General features: G+C 55.2%; 17 protein-coding genes and 1 pseudogene. 10 read left to right on the forward strand and 8 right to left on the reverse strand.

Features of this window, described 5'->3' with window-relative positions; all coding sequences use genetic code 11:
• Nucleotides 1–134 precede the first annotated feature (134 nt).
• Nucleotides 135–1,319, forward strand: coding sequence for an acetate/propionate family kinase (locus ACT3RQ_RS13295; RefSeq protein ID WP_444680645.1), 1,185 nt, complete (start codon nucleotides 135–137; stop codon nucleotides 1,317–1,319).
• Nucleotides 1,316–3,499 (forward strand): phosphate acetyltransferase, encoded by a 2,184-nt coding sequence (pta, locus tag ACT3RQ_RS13300; protein ID WP_444680646.1) that lies wholly within the window; start codon nucleotides 1,316–1,318, stop codon nucleotides 3,497–3,499. Before ACT3RQ_RS13295 ends, pta begins: the two co-directional genes overlap by 4 nt.
• Before the next feature lie 129 nt (nucleotides 3,500–3,628).
• Here pta and cyoE read toward each other — a convergent pair whose 3' ends face one another.
• From cyoE to ACT3RQ_RS13330, 6 genes are all read right to left on the reverse strand, one after another.
• Nucleotides 3,629–4,555 (reverse strand): heme o synthase, encoded by a 927-nt coding sequence (gene cyoE, locus ACT3RQ_RS13305; protein WP_444639260.1) that lies wholly within the window; start codon nucleotides 4,553–4,555, stop codon nucleotides 3,629–3,631.
• Complete coding sequence (gene cyoD, locus ACT3RQ_RS13310; protein ID WP_087108378.1) at nucleotides 4,513–4,836, reverse strand: cytochrome o ubiquinol oxidase subunit IV; 324 nt, start codon at nucleotides 4,834–4,836, stop codon at nucleotides 4,513–4,515. Before cyoD ends, cyoE begins: the two co-directional genes overlap by 43 nt.
• Nucleotides 4,833–5,447, reverse strand: a complete 615-nt coding sequence (gene cyoC, locus ACT3RQ_RS13315; protein ID WP_193054005.1) for a cytochrome o ubiquinol oxidase subunit III — start codon at nucleotides 5,445–5,447, stop codon at nucleotides 4,833–4,835. Before cyoC ends, cyoD begins: the two co-directional genes overlap by 4 nt.
• A complete protein-coding gene (cyoB, locus tag ACT3RQ_RS13320; RefSeq protein WP_193054004.1) occupies nucleotides 5,447–7,423 on the reverse strand; it encodes a cytochrome o ubiquinol oxidase subunit I in 1,977 nt (658 codons plus the stop codon). The genes cyoC and cyoB overlap by 1 nt, the downstream gene beginning before the upstream one ends.
• 2 nt (nucleotides 7,424–7,425) lie before the next feature.
• A complete protein-coding gene (cyoA, locus tag ACT3RQ_RS13325) occupies nucleotides 7,426–8,412 on the reverse strand; it encodes a ubiquinol oxidase subunit II (protein WP_193054003.1) in 987 nt (328 codons plus the stop codon).
• Nucleotides 8,413–8,690: 278 nt separating this feature from the next.
• A complete protein-coding gene (locus ACT3RQ_RS13330) occupies nucleotides 8,691–9,482 on the reverse strand; it encodes a DeoR/GlpR family DNA-binding transcription regulator (RefSeq protein WP_444639261.1) in 792 nt (263 codons plus the stop codon).
• 304 nt (nucleotides 9,483–9,786) lie between these two features.
• On the opposite strand from ACT3RQ_RS13330, the gene ACT3RQ_RS13335 reads away from it, so the two are divergent.
• From ACT3RQ_RS13335 to ACT3RQ_RS13370, 8 genes are all read left to right on the forward strand, one after another.
• Nucleotides 9,787–10,629, forward strand: a complete 843-nt coding sequence (locus ACT3RQ_RS13335; protein ID WP_444622372.1) for an outer membrane protein OmpK — start codon at nucleotides 9,787–9,789, stop codon at nucleotides 10,627–10,629.
• A gap of 54 nt (nucleotides 10,630–10,683) precedes the next feature.
• Nucleotides 10,684–11,967: a NupC/NupG family nucleoside CNT transporter gene (locus tag ACT3RQ_RS13340; protein ID WP_172118017.1), complete on the forward strand. Its 1,284-nt coding sequence runs from the start codon at nucleotides 10,684–10,686 to the stop codon at nucleotides 11,965–11,967.
• An 86-nt stretch (nucleotides 11,968–12,053) separates the two neighbouring features.
• Nucleotides 12,054–12,845, forward strand: coding sequence for a deoxyribose-phosphate aldolase (gene deoC / locus ACT3RQ_RS13345; protein WP_172118018.1), 792 nt, complete (start codon nucleotides 12,054–12,056; stop codon nucleotides 12,843–12,845).
• 1 nt (nucleotide 12,846) lies between these two features.
• The gene (gene deoA / locus ACT3RQ_RS13350) at nucleotides 12,847–14,175 is read left to right on the forward strand and encodes a thymidine phosphorylase (RefSeq protein WP_444639262.1); all 1,329 of its coding nucleotides are present in this window, start codon (nucleotides 12,847–12,849) and stop codon (nucleotides 14,173–14,175) included.
• A 27-nt stretch (nucleotides 14,176–14,202) separates the two neighbouring features.
• A complete protein-coding gene (locus tag ACT3RQ_RS13355) occupies nucleotides 14,203–15,447 on the forward strand; it encodes a phosphopentomutase (RefSeq protein WP_444639263.1) in 1,245 nt (414 codons plus the stop codon).
• A 32-nt stretch (nucleotides 15,448–15,479) separates the two neighbouring features.
• Nucleotides 15,480–16,205, forward strand: a complete 726-nt coding sequence (gene deoD / locus ACT3RQ_RS13360) for a purine-nucleoside phosphorylase (RefSeq protein ID WP_444622368.1) — start codon at nucleotides 15,480–15,482, stop codon at nucleotides 16,203–16,205.
• A gap of 24 nt (nucleotides 16,206–16,229) precedes the next feature.
• On the forward strand, nucleotides 16,230–16,637 hold the full coding sequence (cdd, locus tag ACT3RQ_RS13365) for a cytidine deaminase (RefSeq protein ID WP_018919042.1): 408 nt from the start codon (nucleotides 16,230–16,232) through the stop codon (nucleotides 16,635–16,637).
• Between the two features lie 215 nt (nucleotides 16,638–16,852).
• Nucleotides 16,853–17,977 carry an aminotransferase class V-fold PLP-dependent enzyme gene (locus ACT3RQ_RS13370; protein WP_444680647.1) on the forward strand — a complete coding sequence of 375 codons (1,125 nt, stop codon included), beginning with the start codon at nucleotides 16,853–16,855 and terminating at the stop codon, nucleotides 17,975–17,977.
• A gap of 113 nt (nucleotides 17,978–18,090) precedes the next feature.
• On the opposite strand, the gene ACT3RQ_RS13375 is transcribed toward ACT3RQ_RS13370, so the two are convergent.
• Both ACT3RQ_RS13375 and ACT3RQ_RS13380 read right to left on the reverse strand, forming a co-directional pair.
• Nucleotides 18,091–19,527: a hypothetical protein gene (locus ACT3RQ_RS13375; RefSeq protein WP_444680648.1), complete on the reverse strand. Its 1,437-nt coding sequence runs from the start codon at nucleotides 19,525–19,527 to the stop codon at nucleotides 18,091–18,093.
• 488 nt (nucleotides 19,528–20,015) lie between these two features.
• Nucleotides 20,016–22,444: pseudogene (locus ACT3RQ_RS13380) on the reverse strand (mechanosensitive ion channel family protein).
• Nucleotides 22,445–22,467: the final 23 nt, after the last annotated feature.

The raw sequence follows: 22,467 nt of genomic DNA on the forward strand, positions 1-22,467 counted from the left end.
CAAAAGAACGTTAACCGCCAAGCATGCCCGGATTTGAGTCGAATGGCTAAACAAATATCCGCCTACGTTAATGCCCCTTGCCGCCTGTCACACTAACGTACAAACTAAACCTTTACTCTTTTGGTAGATTCTTTATGAATGCACCGGTGCTGGTTATTAATTGTGGTTCATCCTCTATTAAATACGCACTGATCGATCCGGCCCCTGATGCCCCGCGCTTAGCAGGCTTGGCAGAGCGCTTAGGCAGCGCCGATGCCCGCTTAAAAGGAATAAATAGCGCGGGGGGAAGCTTTAGCCATGCACTCCCCAACGCTGATCATACTCAAGCGCTCAACGCCATTTTAAACAGCCTGGAAGGACGCATTCCGGGCGCTATTGGGCATCGCATTGTTCATGGCGGAGAGAAGTTTACTCAGGCCGCCTTGATCGATAGCGATGTCATCAGTGCGATTAAGGCCACCGCCGCGTTGGCGCCTCTGCATAACCCTGCCAATCTGGCAGGCATCAGCGCTACCCAAAAGATATTTCCAGCACTACCTCAGGTTGCGGTATTCGATACCGCGTTTCACCAAACCCTCCCCGTAAAAGCTTACCGCTATGCCCTGCCAGAGAGCCTCTACGCTGAACACGGCATTCGTCGCTACGGGTTTCATGGCACTAGCCACGCCTTTGTTAGCCAGCGTGCAGCCGAGCTTAGCCCTCGCGGTGCGGGCGGTTGGTTAACAGCCCACTTGGGCAACGGCTGTTCCACCGCAGCGGTGTGGAATAATCAAAGCCTGGACACCAGCATGGGGCTTACCCCACTGGAAGGCCTGGTGATGGGCACGCGCAGCGGCGACGTCGACCCAGGCTTGCACGCCCATTTACACCGCCAGCTGGGCTGGTCGATGGACAAGATTGATGATGTGCTGAATAAGCAAAGCGGGCTATTGGGGCTTTCTGGCTTAACCAACGACATGCGCGAAGTCGAGGAAGCAGCCGAGCAGGGTCATGCAAGAGCCATGCTGGCGCTAGACGTGTTTTGCTACCGCATTGCCAAGTCGCTTGCTGCTCTCTCTTGCGCACTGCCGACGCTTGATGGCGTCATTTTTACCGGCGGCATCGGTGAGAACTCTCCTCTGGTACGCAGCCGCGTTATCAGCCTGCTGCCTCACTTTGGCTTTGCTCTTGATGAGGCGAGCAATGACGTGATGATTCGCGGCAAAGAGGGCAAGCTGGACAAGGCAAATCATCAGGGCCCCGAAGCCTGGGTCATCCCTACCGACGAAGAAGGCCGTATCGCAATGGAAACACGTCAATGTCTGGAGGCCCACGCATGAGTTCGTCCCCTTCTCAACCCCAAGCCATTCTTCTAGTGCCCACAAGCATGGGGGCCGGGTTAACCTCGGCCTGCTTAGGCTTGATTCAGGCGCTCGACACCATTGGCCTTAAAGCCGGTTTTTTGAAGCCGTTTATGCAAAAAGAGCTGAACGGCCCGGGCCTTGATCGCTCAACGGCACTGGTGTCTCGCACGCTCAACCTGCGCCCGCCTTCGCCGATCTCACAAACCCGGCTGGAGCGCCTGCTACGCGATGACCAAACCGATGAGCTATTGGAAAATGTGGTCGAGCTTTATGAACAGGTAACGCAGCAGGCTGAGCGGGACGGTAATGCGCTGGATTTAGTCGTAGTGGAAGGCGTAGTGCCCACCCAGTACACCACGTACGCGACGCAAACCAATGCTCAACTGGCGCATGCACTTAATGCCCGCATCATTCTGGTGGGCACCGGGGATTTAAACGAGCCACAGGCACTTGCTGATGAGCTTGATATGCACGCCAGAAGCTTTGGCGGGGTTAGCTCGACCCGAACGCTGGGCGGCATCCTGATGCGCATGAAAAACCTGCCTTACGGCCAGGAAGATGACCTTTCGGCAGCACCGGGCACTATTAAACCGCAGCTTGAAGAGTCGGTACTTAACGAGCTTCGCGGCTATTCACCGTCACTGGCCACCGACAGTTTTCACCTAATCGGCATTGTACCTTACAGCAAAACACTCAATGCCCCCCGCACGCTGGACGTAGCACGGGCACTGAGTGCCAAGGTGCTGAATGAAGGCGATGCGGCAAGCCGCCGGGTAATGTCGACAAGCCTGTGTGCGCGTAGCGCCGCAAATGCCCTGCATATCTTTACACCCGGTAGCCTGGTGGTGGCGTCTGGCGACCGTGACGACTTCGTGCTGGCATCCGCCCTCGCGACCATGAACGGTACTCAGTTGGCGGGCATATTGCTGACCAATGGTTTTTTGCCTAACGACAATATGATTGAGATGTGTCGCCCAGCACTTAGAACCGGCCTGCCCGTGCTGGCGGTTGAAACCGACAGTCTGACCACCGCTCAAAACTTGAGCCAGCTTAGCAGCGAAATTCCCGTTGATGATTTCGAGCGTGCCGAGCAGGTGGCGCGCTTTGTCGCTGCCCATATCGACCTTGAATGGCTAAAAGACAAGTTAAGCCACGGCTACGCACGGCGCTTATCGCCTTCGGCGTTTCGCTATCAGTTGGTCAAGCAGGCGCAGCACGCAAAAAAACGGATCGTACTGCCGGAGGGCGACGAACCCCGCACGGTGGAGGCAGCGATTATTTGTCAGCGGCGCGGCATTGCCAACTGCGTACTGTTGGGCAGTCGTGAAAACATCGAGGAAGTGGCGCGTAACCGCGGTTTAGCACTGCCCGACGAGTTGACGATTATCGACCCCGAAAGCACGCGTGCCCACTATATCGCGCCCATGGTAGAACGTCGGCGTGGCAAGCTTAACGAACTCACCGCTGAGGCCCAGCTACAGGATAACGTAGTGCTTGGCACCATGATGCTCCAGCTGGATGAAGTCGATGGCCTTGTCTCGGGTGCTATCCACACCACCGCTAACACCGTGCGCCCGGCGTTTCAGCTGATAAAGACCGCGCCAGAATATAGCCAGGTATCGTCGATCTTCTTTATGCTGCTGCCCGAGCAGGTAGTGGTGTATGGCGATTGTGCGGTGAACCCGGACCCGGATGCCGAAACGCTGGCTGAAATAGCCCTGCAAAGCGCTCGCTCCGCAGAAGCGTTTGGCATTGAGCCGCGCGTGGCCATGATCAGCTACTCAACGGGAGATTCAGGCACCGGCGCGGATGTCGATAAAGTGCGTGAAGCTACGCGCATCGCCAAAGAGCGTGCCCCGCACTTATTGATCGATGGCCCGCTTCAGTACGATGCAGCCGCCATTGAGAGCGTGGGTAAGCAGAAGGCGCCGGATTCGCCCGTAGCGGGCCGCGCCACCGTCTTTGTCTTCCCGGACCTGAACACCGGCAACACGACCTACAAAGCGGTGCAGCGTAGTGCCCGCGTAGTGAGCGTTGGCCCCATGCTGCAAGGCTTAAACAAGCCGGTGAATGACCTTTCCCGAGGCGCGCTGGTGGATGATATCGTCTATACCATCGCGCTGACCGCCATTCAGGCAAGCCAGCGAGAAGCGTAACCCCGTCATCGCACCTGATAAGCTTCGCAGGTGCGATCAATGGTAAGTAAGCTTTAAGACAAGAAAAAGCCCCGGCCAGTTTAACTGCCCGGGGCTTTTCTCATTCAACCACTTAGCGGTGTGGGTCAATCACGCCCACATTATTGGCACCATGGATTCCAACACAATCACCAGGCTCATCGCGGTGATGGTCAAAATCGATACGCCAAATACGCGTTTGGCCCAGCGTACATCATCATCCAGCCGGTAGCCGCAAATCGCCAGGTAGAGCCAGTAGCCCCCCATGGTCAGTGCGACACACAGGTAGCCAGTACCTGCCTGACTTGCCAGTACCAAAGCCAATGAGGCGGGAATAAACGCCACAATGTAGCCAAGGATATGATGCTTTGCGCGCTTGATCCCGTGAACAACAGGCAGAACGGGAATCGAAGCGCGCTGGTAATCGGCATAGCGGAAAATCGCAATGGCATAGGAGTGAGGCATCTGCCAGAGGCAGAAGATCAACAGCAGAACCATCGCTCCACTGTCAAAGGTCCCCGTCACGGCGCAGTACCCGATCACGGGCGGCATAGCGCCTGACAGGCTGCCTACTACCGTGCCGTATTCGGAGTTGCGCTTCATATAGAGGCTATACACCCCCACATACACGCCCCATCCGATAACAGCCAAGGCCACCGTCAACCCATTGGTGCCTAATGCCAGGCAGACCACGCCACTGATACCCAGAAACGCCGACAAGCCCAATGCTTGCGTGATAGAGACGCTTCCTCTCACCAGAGGACGATGGCGCGTGCGCGCCATCAGAGCATCAATATCCCTATCAATCACGTTGTTACAGGCACAGCCTGAGGCGATCACTAATGCGATCCCCAACATGACCGAAGCAAACGTCACCAGATCGAATTCACCGTGCGCGGCTAGAAAGTAGCCGCCAAGGGCGGCAATGAGATTGCCGCCAATGATTCCTGGTTTGGTTAGCTCAAGCAGATCGTGCCACCGATTGGGCATTCTGGTTAGCCGATCATCATGTTGAGATGTAGATGCTGCATGATCCACAGCGAACCTCCTACCACTAGGCCGAGAATCAGCACCGTAAAGACGAAGGAAAGCATGTTCCAGCCATCTTCAGTCTTGAAGTCCAAGTGCATGAACATCACAAGCTGAACCAGCACCTGCAAAACGGCCGTCACAGTGATGATTCCCACGTTCACGGGTAAGCTGAACGAACCCAGCATAACCGCGCCAAATGGAATGACAGTCAGGACTAACGACAGCACAAGACCCGTTACATAGGACTTTACGGTGCCGTGACCGGACGGTTGGCTAGACGAACTCATACCAGCACTCCCATCAAGTAGACGAAGGAGAAGACACAGATCCAGACGATATCCAGGAAGTGCCAGAACAAGCTCAAGCACAGGATACGCGGACGCGTTTTATCATTCAGACCTTTAGTCGACAACTGAACCAGCATGACCAGAATCCAGATCATACCGAACATTACGTGCAGACCGTGGGTACCTACCAGTGTAAAGAACGCTGACAGGAAGGCGCTGCGATCCGGGCCCCATCCCTCATGGATAAAGTGATGGAACTCATAGATTTCCATGCCCAGGAACATCAGGCCCAACACGAACGTAATGCCCAGCCACAGTTTCACCTGGCCGACGCGATTGGCATTCATTGCCAGAACGCCCATGCCGAAGGTGAAACTACTGATCAGCAGTGCAAAGGTGCCGAAGAGAATCAAAGGTAGTTCAAAAATATCCGCACCGGTCGGCCCGCCTGCCGTGCCCCTCATGAGCACGGCGTAGGTGGCGAATAGTGTTCCGAAGATCACTAAGTCGCTCATTAGGTAGACCCAGAAACCAAATACCTTGGTAGGACCGGCATCGTGGTGCTCATGCTCTTCAGCATGGGCATCGTGATGTAGGGATTCAGTAGCCATTACGCCTGGGCCTCCACACGTTGTTGATGAGCACGTTCGATTCGCTCGACCTCTGCAGCAGGCACGTAGTAATCGATATCGTCGTTAGATACCCGCATCAGGAAGCTCACCAGCATGCCGATTGCACTGAACCCAGCTAGCCACCAGATGTGCCATACCATGGCGAAACCAAAGATCATCGCAAAGACACTGATGACAGGTCCGGCCACCGTGTTCCTCGGCATATGGATATCCGTGTAAGGCGCATTGTCCAACTGCTCGTTGCCACGCTGCTTTTGTGACCAGAAGCTGTCGATATCACCAACGACGGGCAGACGCGCAAAGTTGTAGAACGGGGGCGGCGATGAGGTTGACCACTCCAACGTACGGGCATCCCATGGGTCGCCAGTCACGTCCGCATACTTATCGCGGTTACGCACGCTTACGTAGAACTGGATGAGCGTACAAGCGATACCCGCAGCAATCAGCAGTGCACCAACCAAGGCAACGATAAACCAGGGCTGCCACTCAGCGTTCGGGTATGAGTTCATGCGGCGCACAGCACCGTAGAAGCTCAGTACGTATAGCGGCATGAATGCCACGTAGAAACCTGACACCCAGAACCAGAACGAGCGCTTGCCCCACTTCTCGTCAAGCGTGAAGCCAAAGGCTTTCGGGAACCAGTAGGTCAGACCCGCCATCATGCCGAAGACCACGCCACCAACGATAACGTTATGGAAGTGGGCAATAACGAACAGACTGTTGTGCAGCACGAAGTTTGCCGCCGGCAGCGCCAGCATAACGCCTGTCATACCACCGAGAACGAAGGTGATAATAAAACCCAGCGTCCAGAGTGTCGGCGAGGTCATTTCCAAGCGCCCACGGAAGATAGTGAACAGCCAGTTAAAGACTTTCACCCCAGTCGGTACGGCGATGATCATTGTCATGATGCCGAAGAAGGCATTGACGTTGGCGCCTGCGCCCATGGTAAAGAAGTGGTGCAACCAAACGATGAATGACAGGATCGTGATCGCGATCGTTGCCCATACCATGGTGTGGTAACCGAACAGACGCTTGCGTGCAAAGGTCGCGATAACTTCTGAAAACACACCGAAGGCCGGCAGAATCAGAATGTAAACCTCAGGGTGACCCCACGCCCAGATAAGGTTGACGTACATCATCATGTTGCCGCCCATATCGTTCGTGAAGAAATTCATCCCCAGGTAACGATCCAGCGTCAGCATGGCAATAGTAGCGGTCAAAATCGGGAAAGAGGCAATGATCAGTACGTTGGCGCACAGCGACGTCCAGGTAAAGATCGGCATGCGGAACATAGTCATGCCCTTGGTACGCATTTTCAGGATAGTAACGAAGAAGTTAATACCCGTTAACGTGGTACCTATCCCGGATATCTGCAACGCCCATATCCAGTAATCGACCCCTACCCCGGGACTGTACTCTATCCCCGATAACGGCGCGTAAGCCAACCAACCAGTGGTAGCGAACTCACCTACGAACAGAGAAATGTTGACAAGCAGCGCCGAAACCGCGAACAGCCAGAAACTCAGGTTGTTCAGGAACGGGAACGCAACATCGCGCGCACCGATCTGTAACGGAACAACCAGGTTCATCAGGCCGATAACCATAGGCATGGCCACGAAGAAGATCATGATAACGCCGTGGGCGGTAAAGATCTGGTCGTAGTGGTCAGGCGGCAAAATGCCCATCGAACCACCTGCGGCGACCGCCTGCTGCACACGCATCATCAGGGCATCAGCAAAACCGCGCAGCAGCATGATAAGCGCCACGATGAAATACATGATACCGAGCTTTTTATGGTCAACGGAGGTGAACCACTCGTTCCATAGCCAGCCCCACTTACGGAAATAGGTCAGCGCGCCTAACAACGCCGCGCCGCCTAGAATCCCCACGAGACCCGCAAGAACCAGAATGGGTTCGTGAAGGGGAATTGCTTCTAGGGTTAATTTACCGAACACGGTTACTCTCCCGCCTCATTGCTCACAGGTTGGCCTTCTTCAGCCTCGCCACTCGCTTGGTTGTCGGTCGTTTGATAGGCTTCATTGCTATCGATAGCTGGTGCGCGAGGCGCATCTTGAGTGTCGGTTTCAGGATCGCTGCCAGTACGGAAGCTGGAGACCAGACGCTCATAGAACTCAGGTGTAACACTTGCGAAGTACTCAACGGGGTTGAACGAAGAGCGCTCAGCCAATTGTGAGTAGCCTTCTGGGTAGGTCAGCGTTTGTGGTGACTGCCGAACCTCTTCTACCCACGCATCAAAGTCTTCATCTGATGTCGCGTGAGCATCGAAGATCATTCCAGAGAAGCCTGCACCGCTATAGTTGGTCGAACGACCGCTATAGGTACCGATCTCATTAGCTTCGAGATAAACGTCATTATCCATTCCTGCCATGGCATAAATCTGGCTGCCTAGTCGAGGAATGAAGAAAGAGTTCATCACCGAACCGGAGCTCACTCGGAAGCGGACGGGCGTATCAACCGGGAATGCCACTTCATTTACCGTTGCAATACCTTGCTCGGGATAAATGAACAGCCATTTCCAATCAAGTGCCACGACCTGGATTTCAAGCTCAGGTGTATCACTTTCAAGTGCGCGATGGGGGTCAAGGTCGTGTGAACTTTTCCAGGTAATTACGCCCAAAATAGCGACGATTACGACAGGAACTAGCCAAACAATGCCCTCGATCCAGTTAGAGTGCGCCCAGTCAGGAAGGTATTCAGCCATCGTATTGCTACGGCGATAGTACCAGCCAAACACTATCGTCATAACAATAACGGGGATGACCACGATCAGCATCAAGCCAAATGAACTCAGGATCAGTGAACGCTGGGTTTCACCAACGACACCTTTTGGGTCCATCAAGGCCGAGCTACAGCCTGCAAGCAGCAAGCACAGCGCAATGAGCACCAGAGTGCCTGACCTGCGCCAGTAGGAAGGTTGTTGCATGGTGCGATCTCGTCAGAGTTGCGTTACAAAACTAGCCGTCAAACAGCAAGCCAAACGATATGCCATATGTCAGCTAACTAACACCCCATACTCTTCCCAAAACACTCTGCCAAAGGTACTGCCTGTGCTCCGGGAAAAACATGCGCTACCGGGATTAGAAGCAGGTAGCGGATTGAACCGACATCCTAACATGAAGGAGGCCCGCTCTAACCGGCGTATCTTCCTTTGATCCAAGCAACGAATCAAAGCGACGATTTGACGCACCTAGCCGCACCCTCTTAACGCGGTTGTTCATAAGTAGATGAAACAGAAAGGTGGGTAAGCACACGCCCCGTAAAATGGGTAAATAATGCGGGCGCAGCACCCTCATTAGTCACAACAATGTCAAAATCGTTCAATGATGCGAAATAGGCGGGGCGAATCATGCCGATTTTACTCGCGTCGATTACTAATAAGCGCTGCGAAGCACAGGCAATAGCCGCCTGCTTGGGGGCTACTTCATGAAAGTGAAAACAACTAACGCCTCGCGTGCAATCAACCCCAGCAGCTGAAATAAATGCCTTATTGATACCGATACGCTCAATGGCGGCGCGCATGTCATCGCTGCCAAATGATTGTGATGACGCATAAAATAGCCCGCCCAATAGCACCAAACGCACATTGGGTAGCGTCGATACCGCCGTGGCGACATTTAACGCATAGGTCACCACCGTTAGCTCATGAAAATTCCCCAGCTGCCCCAAAAGCGGCACCAGCGTTGAGCCGCAATCAATAAACAGCGTATCGCCCTCTTCAATAAAGCTTGCGGCCCGCTTGCAGAGCAAGTGCTTTAACGGATAGTCGTTGGCTTGCTGCTCCGCCAAATCGTACGCAGGAGTGTTACCTGAGTAACTTGCCATTACCAACCTTCCGCCCAGCAGCGTTAACGCAGAAGGCTGCGTTGAAAGGTCGCGGCGTATGGTCATTTCTGAAACACCGCATAAACTAGCGGCGTCACGTAAATGCAACGTACCACCACCGGCAAGCGTTTCCTGAAGCAATGCCAACCGCTGGGCGCTACGGTCGCTCATACCAGGCGTCTCCTCATTACCGTTATTATTCACTTTATAATGTGTCGTGCATGGCGGGTGCCATGACCCTTGTTACCCAACGGCGTGCTTAGCCTATGGCCGTGACATTAAAGCCGCAAGCTTAACGACTGGAACATGCAAGCCCTCCTGCTATCCCCCGATAGCGGCATCCAAGCAACGTTGGTGTGAGTTTATTGCAAATGGGCGTTAAAAAAATAACATGCAATGTTATAATTATAACATTTCCGCCAGCCCACATAATTCTAACGACGGCCAAACTGTGGCAACCCCTCTTGAGGCTTACATGACTGCTCCGATCTCAATGCGTACGTTTTCATTCACCACCAGCGTTGGCGTTTTAGCCGCTGGCTTGGCACTGGCAACACCGGCAATAGCTGCCGATGCGCCGCCCCAGCCGACGACACCTCTTTGGTCCTTTGCCAATGTCTCGGTTAACTACCTCGACTGGTCTAACGGTACCGAGCGCCGCACGGCCTCCAACGCGGCAAAAAGTGACTTCACCTACGTAGAGATAGAAGGCGGCGCAGGCTTTAGCTGGGGCGAGTTCTACGGTTTCTTTGATTTCGAAAACCCGACCAACGACCAGTTCGATGAATCAAGCGGCGGTAAAGATAACTTCCGCACGGCAGGCAAGGTAACGTCACACATTTATCTGGGGGATACCCCACTGTCGCTTTACGCCCACGTGTACGACTTCCGTGACTACGGCTATAACAGCCGCGAACAAGACCAAATTTTGGGCCTGGGCTACCGCACCACGTTCGCCAACGGTTTATGGTTTAAACCCTTTATTGGCGCAGCACGCGTTCAGAGCGAAAGCTATACTGGCATGAACGGTTACATGGCTGGCTGGGTCGCGGGCTATGACTTCGCCGCCCTTAATCAAAACTTCAGCGTCACCAACTGGCACGAGCAAACGTTTGGCCGCGACAGTGACTACCTGGAGCAGAACTATGTAGGTGGCAAAGCCGGAAGCGTAGGCACCAACGGTGCGCTGAGCCTGTGGTGGCACCCCAGCGATTTGATCACAACGGGCGTTCAGTATCGCTACTCGGAGAATAAGCTCGGCACGCCGAATGCTTATCAAAACGCGATGATTTACTCTATCAAGCTCAACATACTTTAAGCAGGCTCAACTTACTTTAAACGAGCCCCCTTAGCGGACTCAAAGGATTCCCATATGACCCTCCTTATGAGCTTGGTTGGCATGGTCACTCTGGTGGCCATCGCTCTGATTTTTTCTTACGACCGCAAGTCAATTCGTTTGCGTACCGTGCTGGGCGCTTTTGGTATCCAGGCAGCCATCGGGGCGTTTGTCCTCTATGTGCCGTTTGGACAAACCATTTTGCAAACCATTTCCATGGGAGTGAGCCAGGTACTGGTTTACGCCAACGATGGTATTGGCTTTCTGTTTGGTGGCTTGGCTGATGTGGATAACGTTGGCTTTATCTTCGCGATCAAGGTCCTGCCGGTCATTATCTTCTTCTCCTCGCTGATCGCCGTGCTTTACTACATGGGCATCATGCAGTGGGTGATTCGTATTCTGGGTGGCGGGCTGCAAAAGGCGCTCGGCACGTCGCGTACGGAGTCGCTTTCTGCGACCGCCAATATCTTCGTAGGCCAAACCGAAGCGCCGCTGGTGGTACGCCCGTTTATTGCTCGCATGACGCCCTCGCAGCTCTTCGCCGTTATGTGCGGCGGCCTTGCTTCGGTAGCGGGTTCGGTACTTGCCGGTTATGCGCAGTTGGGCATTCCCATGGAGTATCTGGTCGCGGCGTCGTTTATGGCAGCCCCGGGAGGTTTGCTATTCGCCAAGCTGATCATGCCGGAAACCCAGGACGCAACTGACAGCGACAGCATCTCTAAAGTCGAGGAAGAGCTTCAAGAGCAGGAAAACAAACCCGCCAACGTGCTGGATGCTGCTGCCTCAGGCGCTACCTCTGGCCTAATGCTGGCGGCCAATGTTGGCGCCATGCTGCTGGCCTTTATTGCCTTGATCGCACTGATCAACGGTATTTTAGGAGGCGTTGGCGGCTGGTTTGGATTTGAGTCGCTGAGCCTTGAAATGATCCTGGGCTGGCTGTTTGCTCCGCTGGCTTTCATGCTGGGTGTACCATGGGCTGAAGCCACCGTTGCGGGCTCCTTTATTGGCCAGAAGCTAGTGGTTAATGAGTTCGTCGCCTTTATTAACCTGGCCCCCTACATTGATGGGGAGCAGGTGGTTGCCGCGACGGGTCAATTAATGACGCCTCATACCACGGCCTTCTTGTCTTTCGCCCTGTGCGGCTTTGCCAACCTGTCCTCAATCGCTATTTTGTTGGGCGGTTTAGGCAGTATTGCACCGAGCCGTCGCGCTGAAATTGCCCGCTTTGGGGGCAAAGCCGTTCTGGCCGGTACACTGTCCAATTTAATGTCAGCCACTATTGCTGGCTTCTTCATCTCGCTGAGCAGTATTACGACATAACGCAGCGAGTACGACACCATGCAACGGGCGCTGCTGTTTTATCTCGCAGTGCCCGTTTTGTCTTTTATCAATTTTGTGAGAATCCAATGACCGCGACAGCCTCTCCCCACGCCATCCAGGCCGCCCGCCAAGCGCTGAGCTTAATGGATTTGACCAGCCTGAATGACAGCGACACCGACAGCACGATTGAAGCGCTTTGCCAGCAGCTTAAAACGCCTTACGGCAACCCGGCAGCCGTCTGCGTCTATCCGCAATTTATTGTTACCGCTCAACGTGCGCTGACTGCCCACAAACTCAACGAGCTGGTAAAAATCGCGACCGTCACCAACTTCCCGAATGGCGGCGATGACATTATGGCGGCTGCCCGTGAAACCCGCGATGCCGTTGCCTCTGGCGCCCACGAAGTCGATGTGGTGTTCCCCTACCGCACGCTGATGGCAGGTGACGAAGAAACTGGCCTTGAGCTGGTTGAAATGTGTAAAGCCGCCTGCGCAGACCAGGCCCTGTTAAAAGTCATTATCGAGTCAGGCGAACTCAAAGACCCAGCGCTTATCAAACGTGCTAGCGAGCTTGCTATTGAAGGCGGCGCCGACTTTATTAAAACCTCTACCGGCAAAGTGGCCACCAACGCCACGTTGGAAGCCGCCGAAATTATGCTGAACGCGATTAAAGCAAGCGGCAAAGACGTGGGCTTTAAAGCCGCAGGCGGCGTGCGCACCACAGAAGAAGCCGCTGAGTACCTGGCGCTTGCAAGCAACATCATGGGCAGTGCATGGATAACACCGGCACATTTTCGCTTTGGCGCATCGAGTCTTTTAGCCAATTTATTAAACACGCTGGGCGGCGTAGAAAGCGCAGCACCACAGGAAGGCTACTAATATGCTCCCACAGGAATTAATTCGCGAAAAACGCGATGGCAACCCGCTGGCAGCAGCGGACATCAAAACGTTTGTCCAGGGCATTGCCGATGACCGTATCAGCGATGCTCAGATTGGCGCATTCACCATGGCGGTATTTCTTAACGGCATGAGCCGTGAGGAAGTCGTAGCCCTAACCACCGCCACACGTGACTCCGGCCACGTCATGCAGTGGGACTCCTTAAACCTGCCCGGCCCAGTGGTCGATAAGCACTCCACCGGCGGCGTGGGTGATCTGGTGTCTCTAGTACTCGGCCCGTGGGTCGCAGCATGTGGCGCTTTTGTACCGATGATTTCAGGCCGTGGCCTTGGCCACACTGGCGGCACGCTGGACAAGCTTGAGTCGATCCCCGGCTACGACCCCTACCCGGCTCCTGAGCGCTTCAGTGATGTGGTGAAGTCCACTGGTGTGGCGATCATCGGCCAGACCGGCAACCTGGCACCGGCGGATAAGCGTATTTACGGCGTGCGTGACGTTACCGCCACGGTTGAGTCCATTCCGCTAATCACCGCGTCCATTCTGGGTAAGAAGCTTGCTTCCGGCCTCGATGCGCTGGTCATGGATGTCAAAGTCGGCAGTGGCGCGTTTATGCCCACCACCGAAAAATCTCACGAGCTTGCCAAAAGCATCGCCTCGGTGGCCACCCAGGCCGGTACGCCGACGACAGCCCTATTGACCGACATGAGCCAGCCGCTGGCACCGTGCGCAGGCAACGCGGTTGAAATCGTCGAAACGCTGGAACTGCTGCGCGGTGAGCGCCCCAACAGCCGCGTGATGCAAGTCACTCGTGAGCTGGCGGTTGAAATGCTCATGGCAGGCAAACTGGCGAAAAGCCGTGAAGATGCTCTGAGCCAGCTTGAAAAAGCCCTGACCTCGGGTGCCGCAGCCGAAGTATTCGCGCGCATGGTACGTGAGCTGGGCGGCCCGGGTGACTTTATGGAGCGCTCTGACAGCTACCTTGCCAAAGCCAACGTGGTCAAACCCGTATATGCCGAGCAGTCGGGCAATGTGCTGCGCATCGATACCCGCGCAGTGGGCATGAGCGTGGTCGAGCTGGGCGGTGGCCGCCTGCGTAATGACGCCAGGATCGATCATAGCGTGGGCTTTAGTGCGATTGCCGAGCTGGGCACCCAAGTGGATAGCCAGCAGCCGCTAGCCTTCGTTCACGCGCGTAGCGCTGAAGAGGCTGACCGCGCCGCTGCCCAGCTGCGTGCTGCCATCACCATTGGCACGGGCGAAGCGACGATTGATTCACTGCTCCAGGAAACCTATCGCGGTGAAGCGCTTTAATGAGCACCGCCTGACGAGGAAGACGCCATGAAACGTGCAATTGTGCTGGTACTAGACTCCTTCGGCATTGGCAGCGCCGCCGATGCTGCCGCCTTTGGCGATGAAGGCTCGGACACCCTGGGCCACATCGCTGCCGCCTGCGCGCGTGGCGACGCCGATACGGCTGAGCGCTCGGGTCCCTTGAAGCTGCCCAACATGGCCAAACTTGGCCTGTTTCATGCCCACCGGGATAGCACCGGCACGGTTGCCGAAGGCGTTGCCCTCCCCGAGGTGCTTGAAGGCGCCTACGCCCACGCCCAGGAAATTTCCAGCGGCAAGGACACCCCGTCCGGCCACTGGGAAATCGCTGGCGTGCCGGTACGTTTTGACTGGGGTTATTTCAGCGATAAGACCGAAAGCTTTCCACAAGAGCTACTGGACAAGATTGTTCAGGCAGCCGACCTGCCCGGCGTGATCGGCAACTGCCATGCTTCAGGCACCGAGATCATCGCCCGGCTGGGTGATGAGCATGTGCAAACCGGCAAACCGATTGTGTATACCTCAGCGGATTCGGTCTTCCAGATTGCCGCCCACGAGGAGCACTTTGGCCTGGATCGCCTTTACGCGCTGTGCGAAACCGTGCGTGAGCTGCTGGAGCCTTACAATATCGGCCGGGTTATCGCCCGCCCGTTTATAGGTGAAGACAGCACAAGCTTTGCGCGTACCGGTAACCGTCGCGATTACAGCATAGAGCCGCCTTCGCCCACGGTACTGCAAAAGCTCGCCGATGCCGGTGGTGAAATGGTATCGATTGGCAAGATTGCTGATATCTACGCCCACTGCGGCATTACCCACAAGGTCAAAGCCAGCGGCCACGATGCGCTGATGGATGCGACGTTAAGTGAAGTGGCGCGCACCGCTGCTGAAACCAGCGACCGCCCGACCATGATCATGACCAACTTTGTCGATTTCGACTCGGTCTACGGTCATCGCCGTGACGTGCCGGGCTACGCGGCCGCCCTTGAGCACTTTGACGCTCGCCTGCCGGAGCTGCTGGCTGCGTTGAACAATGACGATCTGCTGATTCTTACCGCGGATCACGGCTGCGACCCAAGCTGGGAAGGTACTGAGCACACGCGCGAATACATTCCTGTGATGGTCAGCGGCGCTGGGTTCGTGCCTGGGCCGATGGGCGCGCGCGACACGTTTGCCGATATTGGCCAGACACTGGCGGATTACTTCGCCCTTCCCGCAATGGACGATGGCAAAAGCTTTCTCTCTTATGCTGCCTGATGGCGCTATTTAACAAGACATAAGGAAACCACATGGCTACTCCGCATATTAATGCTGAACAGGGTGATTTCGCGGATACGGTGTTGATGCCCGGCGACCCGCTGCGCGCCAAGTACATTGCCGAAACTTACCTTGATGACGTGCGTCAGGTGAACGACGTGCGTGGCATGCTGGGCTATACCGGCACCTATAAAGGCCGCAAAATTTCCGTGATGGGCCACGGCATGGGTATTCCATCAGTGTCCATCTATGCCAAAGAGCTGATTACCGATTACGGCGTGACGTCGATTATTCGAGTAGGCTCCTGCGGCGCGGTACGCGACGACGTTAACGTTCGTGATGTGGTGATCGGCATGGGTGCGTGCACGGATTCCAAGGTGAACCGCATGCGCTTTAACGACCACGACTTTGCCGCGATTGCGGATTTTGAGCTGACAAGCCACGCCGTAGCCGCCGCCAAAGCGCAAAACGTGCCGGTGAAAGTGGGCAACATTTTCTCCGCCGATCTGTTTTACAACCCGCAGACCGATATGGCCGAGCTGATGAAGCGCTACGGCATTGTAGGCGTTGAGATGGAAGCGGCTGGCCTTTACGGCGTTGCCGCCGAGTTCGGTGCCCGCGCGCTGACCATCTGCACCGTATCGGATCATATTTTGAAAGGTGAAGCGCTCTCCAGCGCCGATCGTCAAACGACGTTCAACGATATGATGATCATCGCGCTGGATACCGTCCTGCGTGATGACGCCGCCAACGCCTAAGTGGGTTAAACCGAGGAATCATCTATGAGCCAAGCAGACTCTGCGCTGGTCAACACGCTGCTTGATGCATTGAACAATGCCTACGTTCCGTACTCCGACCACCCGGTGGCATCCATCATGGAGTGCCCGGACGGCCAGCAGTTTGTAGGCGCTAACGTCGAAGTCGCTCACTACAAGGGGCTTTGTGCGGAAGCATCGGCCATTAGCGCGATGGTAACCGCTGGCCAGCGCGAGCTTGCCAAGGTGTATGTAATGGGGCCAGGCGAGCACCTGTGCACGCCCTGTGGGGATTGCCGTCAGCGTATTCGTGAGTTCGCTACCCCCGATACGCAAATCATGGTTATCTCCCGCCAGGGTGAGGTGCTCAAAACCTACACTATGGAAACATTACTGCCGGACGCCTTTGGCCCCGAGCAATTGCCTCAACGCTAGGCCGCATTCATTACTGCGGTTAGCCGCATCAGGCTGGTTGTCACTCTGCCGCCGTCTTCATGACGGCGGTTTTTTATTGCCTTGCGAACCACACTGCCAGCACTGGCCTCGCCTAACAATTCCTCGTACTCTATTTCCTCGGGCTCTAATTCCTCAAACCCTGTAAGGCACTTTATCTCGCGTGAACTGTACGCTTACTCATTAAGGAGAACGCCATGGCGGCCCTACTGCCCAACGTTGATCCCACCGGACTGCTTGAATACTCGGTGGTGTATACCGACCGTTCGCTCAACCACATGTCGCAGCAGTTTCAAGGCGTCATGCGCGATATTTCGACCACGCTGAAAGAGGTCTATAACGCCCATGCAACGGCCATTGTTCCCGGTAGCGGGACGTTTGGCATGGAAGCGGTCGCACGTCAGTTCGCCCTGGATCAGAAAACCCTGGTGATTCGTAACGGCTGGTTCAGCTACCGCTGGACGCAGATTATCGAGATGGGCCGTTTAACCGACCAACACACGGTACTCAAAGCACGCCGCGTGACGGCTGATGACCCGCAGTCGCCGTTTACGCCTGTACCTGCGGAAGAAGCCGCCGAGCGTATCCGCCAGGAAAAACCCGCTGTGGTGTTTGCCCCCCAGGTAGAAACCTCTGCGGGTCTACTGCTGCCCGATGACTATATTCGTACCGTGGCGCAAGCGACGCGTGAGGTGGGTGGCCTGTTTGTGCTGGACGCCATTGCCGCAGGCACCCTGTGGGTGGATATGCAGGGTTTGGGCATCGATGTGGTGGTAAGCGCTCCGCAAAAGGGCTGGAGCGGTTCACCCTGCTGCGCCATGGTCATGCTTTCCGAACGCGCCACACAGCGCTTAAGCGAAACGCAAAGCAACAGCTTTGCCTGCGATTTAGCCAAATGGCATTCGATCATGCAGGCCTACGAAAACGGTGGGCATGCCTACCACGCCACCATGCCAACGGATGCCTTGCGCCAGCTGCGCGATATCATGCAGGAAACTCGCGAATACGGCTTTGCCAAGGTGAAGCAAGAGCAGCAGGCCATTGGTCAGGGCGTTCGGGGCATGCTCGCACGCCACGGGTTTATCAGCGTTGCCGCTGAAGGCTTCGAAGCGCCGGGTGTCGTGGTCAGCTACACCGACGACGCCGGGCTTGTCGGCAAGTTTGCCCAAGCGGGCGTTCAAGTGGCGGGCGGTGTGCCCTTAATGTGCGATGAAGGTGATAACTTCCAGACCTTTCGTATCGGCCTGTTTGGGCTGGATAAACTGCATCACACTAAACGCAGCGTGGACAACCTGGAAAAGGCCCTTACTTCGTTCAATTAATCAGCCGTTACACATTGCTTAACGCTGACTATATCCGCTCAGAGGCGTCTTTTCGGGCGCCTCTAAGTGAATCGCTTGCAGCTGGCTGGCACTCGTATGCGCAGAGGCTGCACTTAAGGACTGAGCTCACTGGATGTGCCTTCTGAGGCGCCACTTTCAGCAACTTTTTCGACATCGACAATGCCTGAACGACTAACCACCACCTTCCAGCGCGCCAGGTAGGGGGCATCTTCACTGCCGGTTTCACGCACCACCAGGTTGAACAAATGGCGCCGTTCAACGCTTTCACGTACGGCCTGGCCATCTTTTAACCGAAAGATATGATGCTTCTCTTTGCTCATTAAGCGGGTCAGCATCAAGAGATCAATATACAGCGTCTCTCGCGTATGCTCGTAACCACTCAAAAACCGCGTGGGCGACATACGCGAACTGGAGCGGTAATGCAGTACATCCTCTTCCCGCTCAGCCACGGTCCGCCTTCGCATCTGTTTGATGTCTTCTTTCAGGGCGGTGTAGCGCTTGTAATCAAACCATTCAAGCTGACGCCCCACCAGCGCATTACGCGTGGGGTCAACGTATTGGCGACGCCATTTTGGCCGTCCCCGACGCAGCAGGCGCCAAAGCGTATTGCGCAGGTCATCCTTAAACACTTCACGCAAGGCATACAGCAGCGCCATGGCAAGCACAAACAGCGCCGTAATATCGCCAACGACTTCGCGTACGCGCAATACTCCCAGCGTGACACAGGCCATTACCAGTGCGGTTGCCAACGCTTTTACGGCTTTTTGCTCACCGCCGCCTAACTCCAGCGCCTCCTGCTTCAAGGTAATCGGATATTCAATCAAGCGGCGTAGCAAGCGCATTTTATTCGACATGCGTGTTGGGTCTTCCATCACACGCTCTGAGTTGTACTTCTGTTCGCGTCGATACTCACTTTCACGCTCGCACACATTGATAAACTGGCGCTTGATATCACTAAACTCGCCACCTCTTGGCATATAGGCCACTAGTGAAAGCAGCTGCTGCTCAGTAAACCAGGAGAGATAGTTATCGATATTGGCGAAATATTTGTATAAACGCTCATCCGTGGGTTGATTGCGGCGCATCTTCCTTAAAATGCTTTCGCTGAGCTTCTGCATTTCATTCAGTTGCTCACACAGCTCTTCTCTTAGCGTCTGCACATCGCTGGACTCTTTTTGCCGCTCGCTACGCAGTTTGCGCTCGCGGACCAGCATTTTTTGAGTCGTCCGCTCCATGGCAGTCACATACTGATACGCATAAAGACTTAAGCTTAATCGGTAAGATTCGCTGCCCAACTGATTACGGCTGGCGAGCCGGCTATGCACTAGCGGCAGGTGGTAGGCATCGCTATAGTACGTCCGCGAGACACTAATGGATGAGTGATAAAATGCCTCTTCCGAGATGACGTGAGCATTTAAACCCAGCTCGCCAGGTACAAAAAGATAGACGTCAAGCCTATGCGATGTCTCTTCCTTGAGCCGCCGTGTAAGGCGTAGCTGGTAGCTATTTTTACGCTCGACGTTAATCACCTGGTCAATCTCCTACTTCATTGCCTTGAGCGATGATATACCATGACACCAATTGTCATGGTGGTCCGCTTCGTGCGGGGATGGTTTACTTTTACCCTTTGGAGCCTGGGAATGCCCATTGCCCGTTTCTCCCCCTTTGAGATGCAAACCTATCGATAAAATAGGCACACTCTCTGGTGTTACCCTCCAACCCTAAAAGAACAATGCACCTATGTGGGATTTGTACCAACGCCTTAACGTTCCACCCCAAGCAAACGATGAAGAGCTACAGCAAGCCGTTGCTCGCTGCCCCAACAGCACTTTGCACCAAGCGCCGTCGCTAAGCGGCGTGCAGACTACGATAAGCTGCACGCCACACTGAGGATGGTGTTGCCAACGATTTTTCAGTACCGCCTGACGAGATAGTTTCCCGTCACGATAAATTGGTCGACCGCGTCAGCCACGTCGTAAAACTCTACAACCGTTGGCGTGGCTTGCGCGGCGCTTGGCTACTCATTGCGATTTTCACCATCGGTACAGGCCTGGGGATTGCGCTGGGGCTCACCTTGAGCCAGACGATTGCGGCTTAAGGTGAGCCGCGATACGTCCTCCCCTCATCACGCGCTATCTCTGCTTGAGTAGGCTGCGGGGCGGGCTTGGGCGGTGCAGGCTTTTTATTGGCCTCGTGCTCACCCGTTGTAGCTTCCCCATTATCAAGCGATAGGTCGGTGCCTCCGGTCGGCTCCATATGGTCTTCTGAGCGCGCTTCCATGCTGACACTTAGACGCGGCACACCCAAATCGATGGACTGCGCTTCCATCCTCTGTTTAAGCAGTAGATTAAAAGCCCGCGAAACATCCCACTGCATTTCAGGAGCGGTCCGAAAGCGCATGCGCAAGATAGGGCAGCCCTCTTCAAATCCCTGGACCCCCTGCATTTCAAGCGGCGACCAGATGTAATGACGCATCATCGGGTCATTGCGCAGCTCCTGGGCGGTTTCCTGCATTAGCGTAATGGCATCATCAATTTTCATATCATAGGGAATGCGTATCCGCATTAGCGCAATGCCAAACTGACGCGACATATTGTGGATCGATTCAATACGACTAAAGGTAATAATATGTACCACGCCATCCAGGTCGCGTAACCGCACGGTACGCAGAGTCAGCCCTTCTACCGTCCCCATATGGTTGTTGATGCGCACAAAATCATCCACCGCCAACGAGTCTTCAATCAGAATAAAGATGCCGGTAATCAAATCCTGAACCAACGTCTGTGCGCCAAAACCTATCGCCAAGCCGATCACACCGGCACCCGCCAGCAGCGGTGTCACGTTCACCCCCAGGTTAGCCAGCCCGACAATAAACGCGATAATCAAAATGGCGACAAAGATCACGTTGCGAATCATCGGCGTGATGGTTTGCGCCCGCGCCTGGTTAACCCGCCGACCACGAGCGCGGCCCGAGGAAGTCAGTGCCCGCTGAATGGCCGTGTCGGCAAATATCCACACCAACCATGCCAACAAAATTGTTGCCCCCAGGCTAACCAGCGCTTGGCCGATACGCGTACTGGCCACCGCTTCTTGACCTAGCCCAAACAGCGATCCTCCCCACACTTGCATGGAGAGTTCAGCAAATACCATCCATGAACAGATATGCGCCAACACAAACCCAAAGCGCTCGAGGCGTTTTCGGTACTGGCTAAAGCGCCGACGGCGACGCTTACTCAAGCGCTCGGATTGACGGCGTATCAACCCGGTAATCACCAAGGTAAGTACCAGCAAGCTCGCAGAAATTATCGAACGTGCCAGCGCGGTCCCGACATCGCCCACGGTGATAAAAATAGCCAATAACGAGCCGCCCACCAGTAGCAGTGCCGGGATATGCCATAAGCCGCCTAGGGTACGAACCATCTCAACGGCCGTGCTGGCCTCCCGGCGCTGCTTATAGGGCCGATTACAAATGAGATGGCGTACTGGCTGCTTGAACTTGATAATAAAGCGCGCAGCCAGCAGCGCGGCCAGCATATTGGACAGCATCGAGACAAGGCTTGAGAGCTCGGTCCCCAGTAGATCCACCAGGCGCGCTGAATTTACCGCATCGCCCAAAGCGATCAACGCCCCGATCACAAACAGCCCACGCAGTGCCTGCTGCTGCAACAACTGCACAGCGGTAAAGCGGTGCCCTCGACTAAAGAAGGCAATGACGGTCTCGAACACTACCGATAACGCACGCCCAAACAGGCAGACATACGCAATAACCAACACCACCGTGCGCCCTGGGCTGTAGGGCAGCAGTTGGGCAATGCCCAGAATAATCGCAAAGGCCAGTGCCCAAGGCAGCATGCGGCGTAGAAAATGCGTCGCCAGCAACCACGCCTTGGGGTCACGAGGCAAATCCAGGGGCCACTCTCGGCGCGTCGCAACCAAGCGGCCAAAGGCAATCATCAGTACCAGCAGCGTGACCCAGATAATCCCCATCACTGCGCCGTCAACAACTTCACGGATCGCCTGCCCGCGGTCCGTGCCAGCATTTAAGGCACGCAGATCAGCGGCCCCTTGCACCAGTTGCCGTGACCACTCATCAATCGGTGAGTTGCCTGCCTGGGCCTGCTCACCGAGATCCGTTAGCGTGTCGGCAAGCGCGCCCAGCAGCCCCTGGCGTACGATGCCTTCCTCTTGAGTAGCATCCGTTGTTACCTGTAGCTCGCGCAGCGAGTTAAGCAGCGCCGTACGCTGCTCTTCATTGTCGAGCATGGCGATAACATCATTCAGCGAGCGTTGGAATTCATCACTGCTGACCTCTTCTTCCTGGTTAGGCTCATTTCCACTTAAACCGGAAAGCGAGACGACCTGGGCCTGAACCTGAGCCGCCATTACGCTGACCAGTACCGTTAACGCAATGTAAATGGCAGTGTTAATTATCCAGTGCTGTCGCACACCATGCTCCTAAAATGGATTCA

The sequence above is a fragment of the Halomonas sp. AOP43-D1-4 genome, from assembly GCF_052446175.1.
GTDB lineage: Bacteria > Pseudomonadota > Gammaproteobacteria > Pseudomonadales > Halomonadaceae > Vreelandella > Vreelandella citrativorans.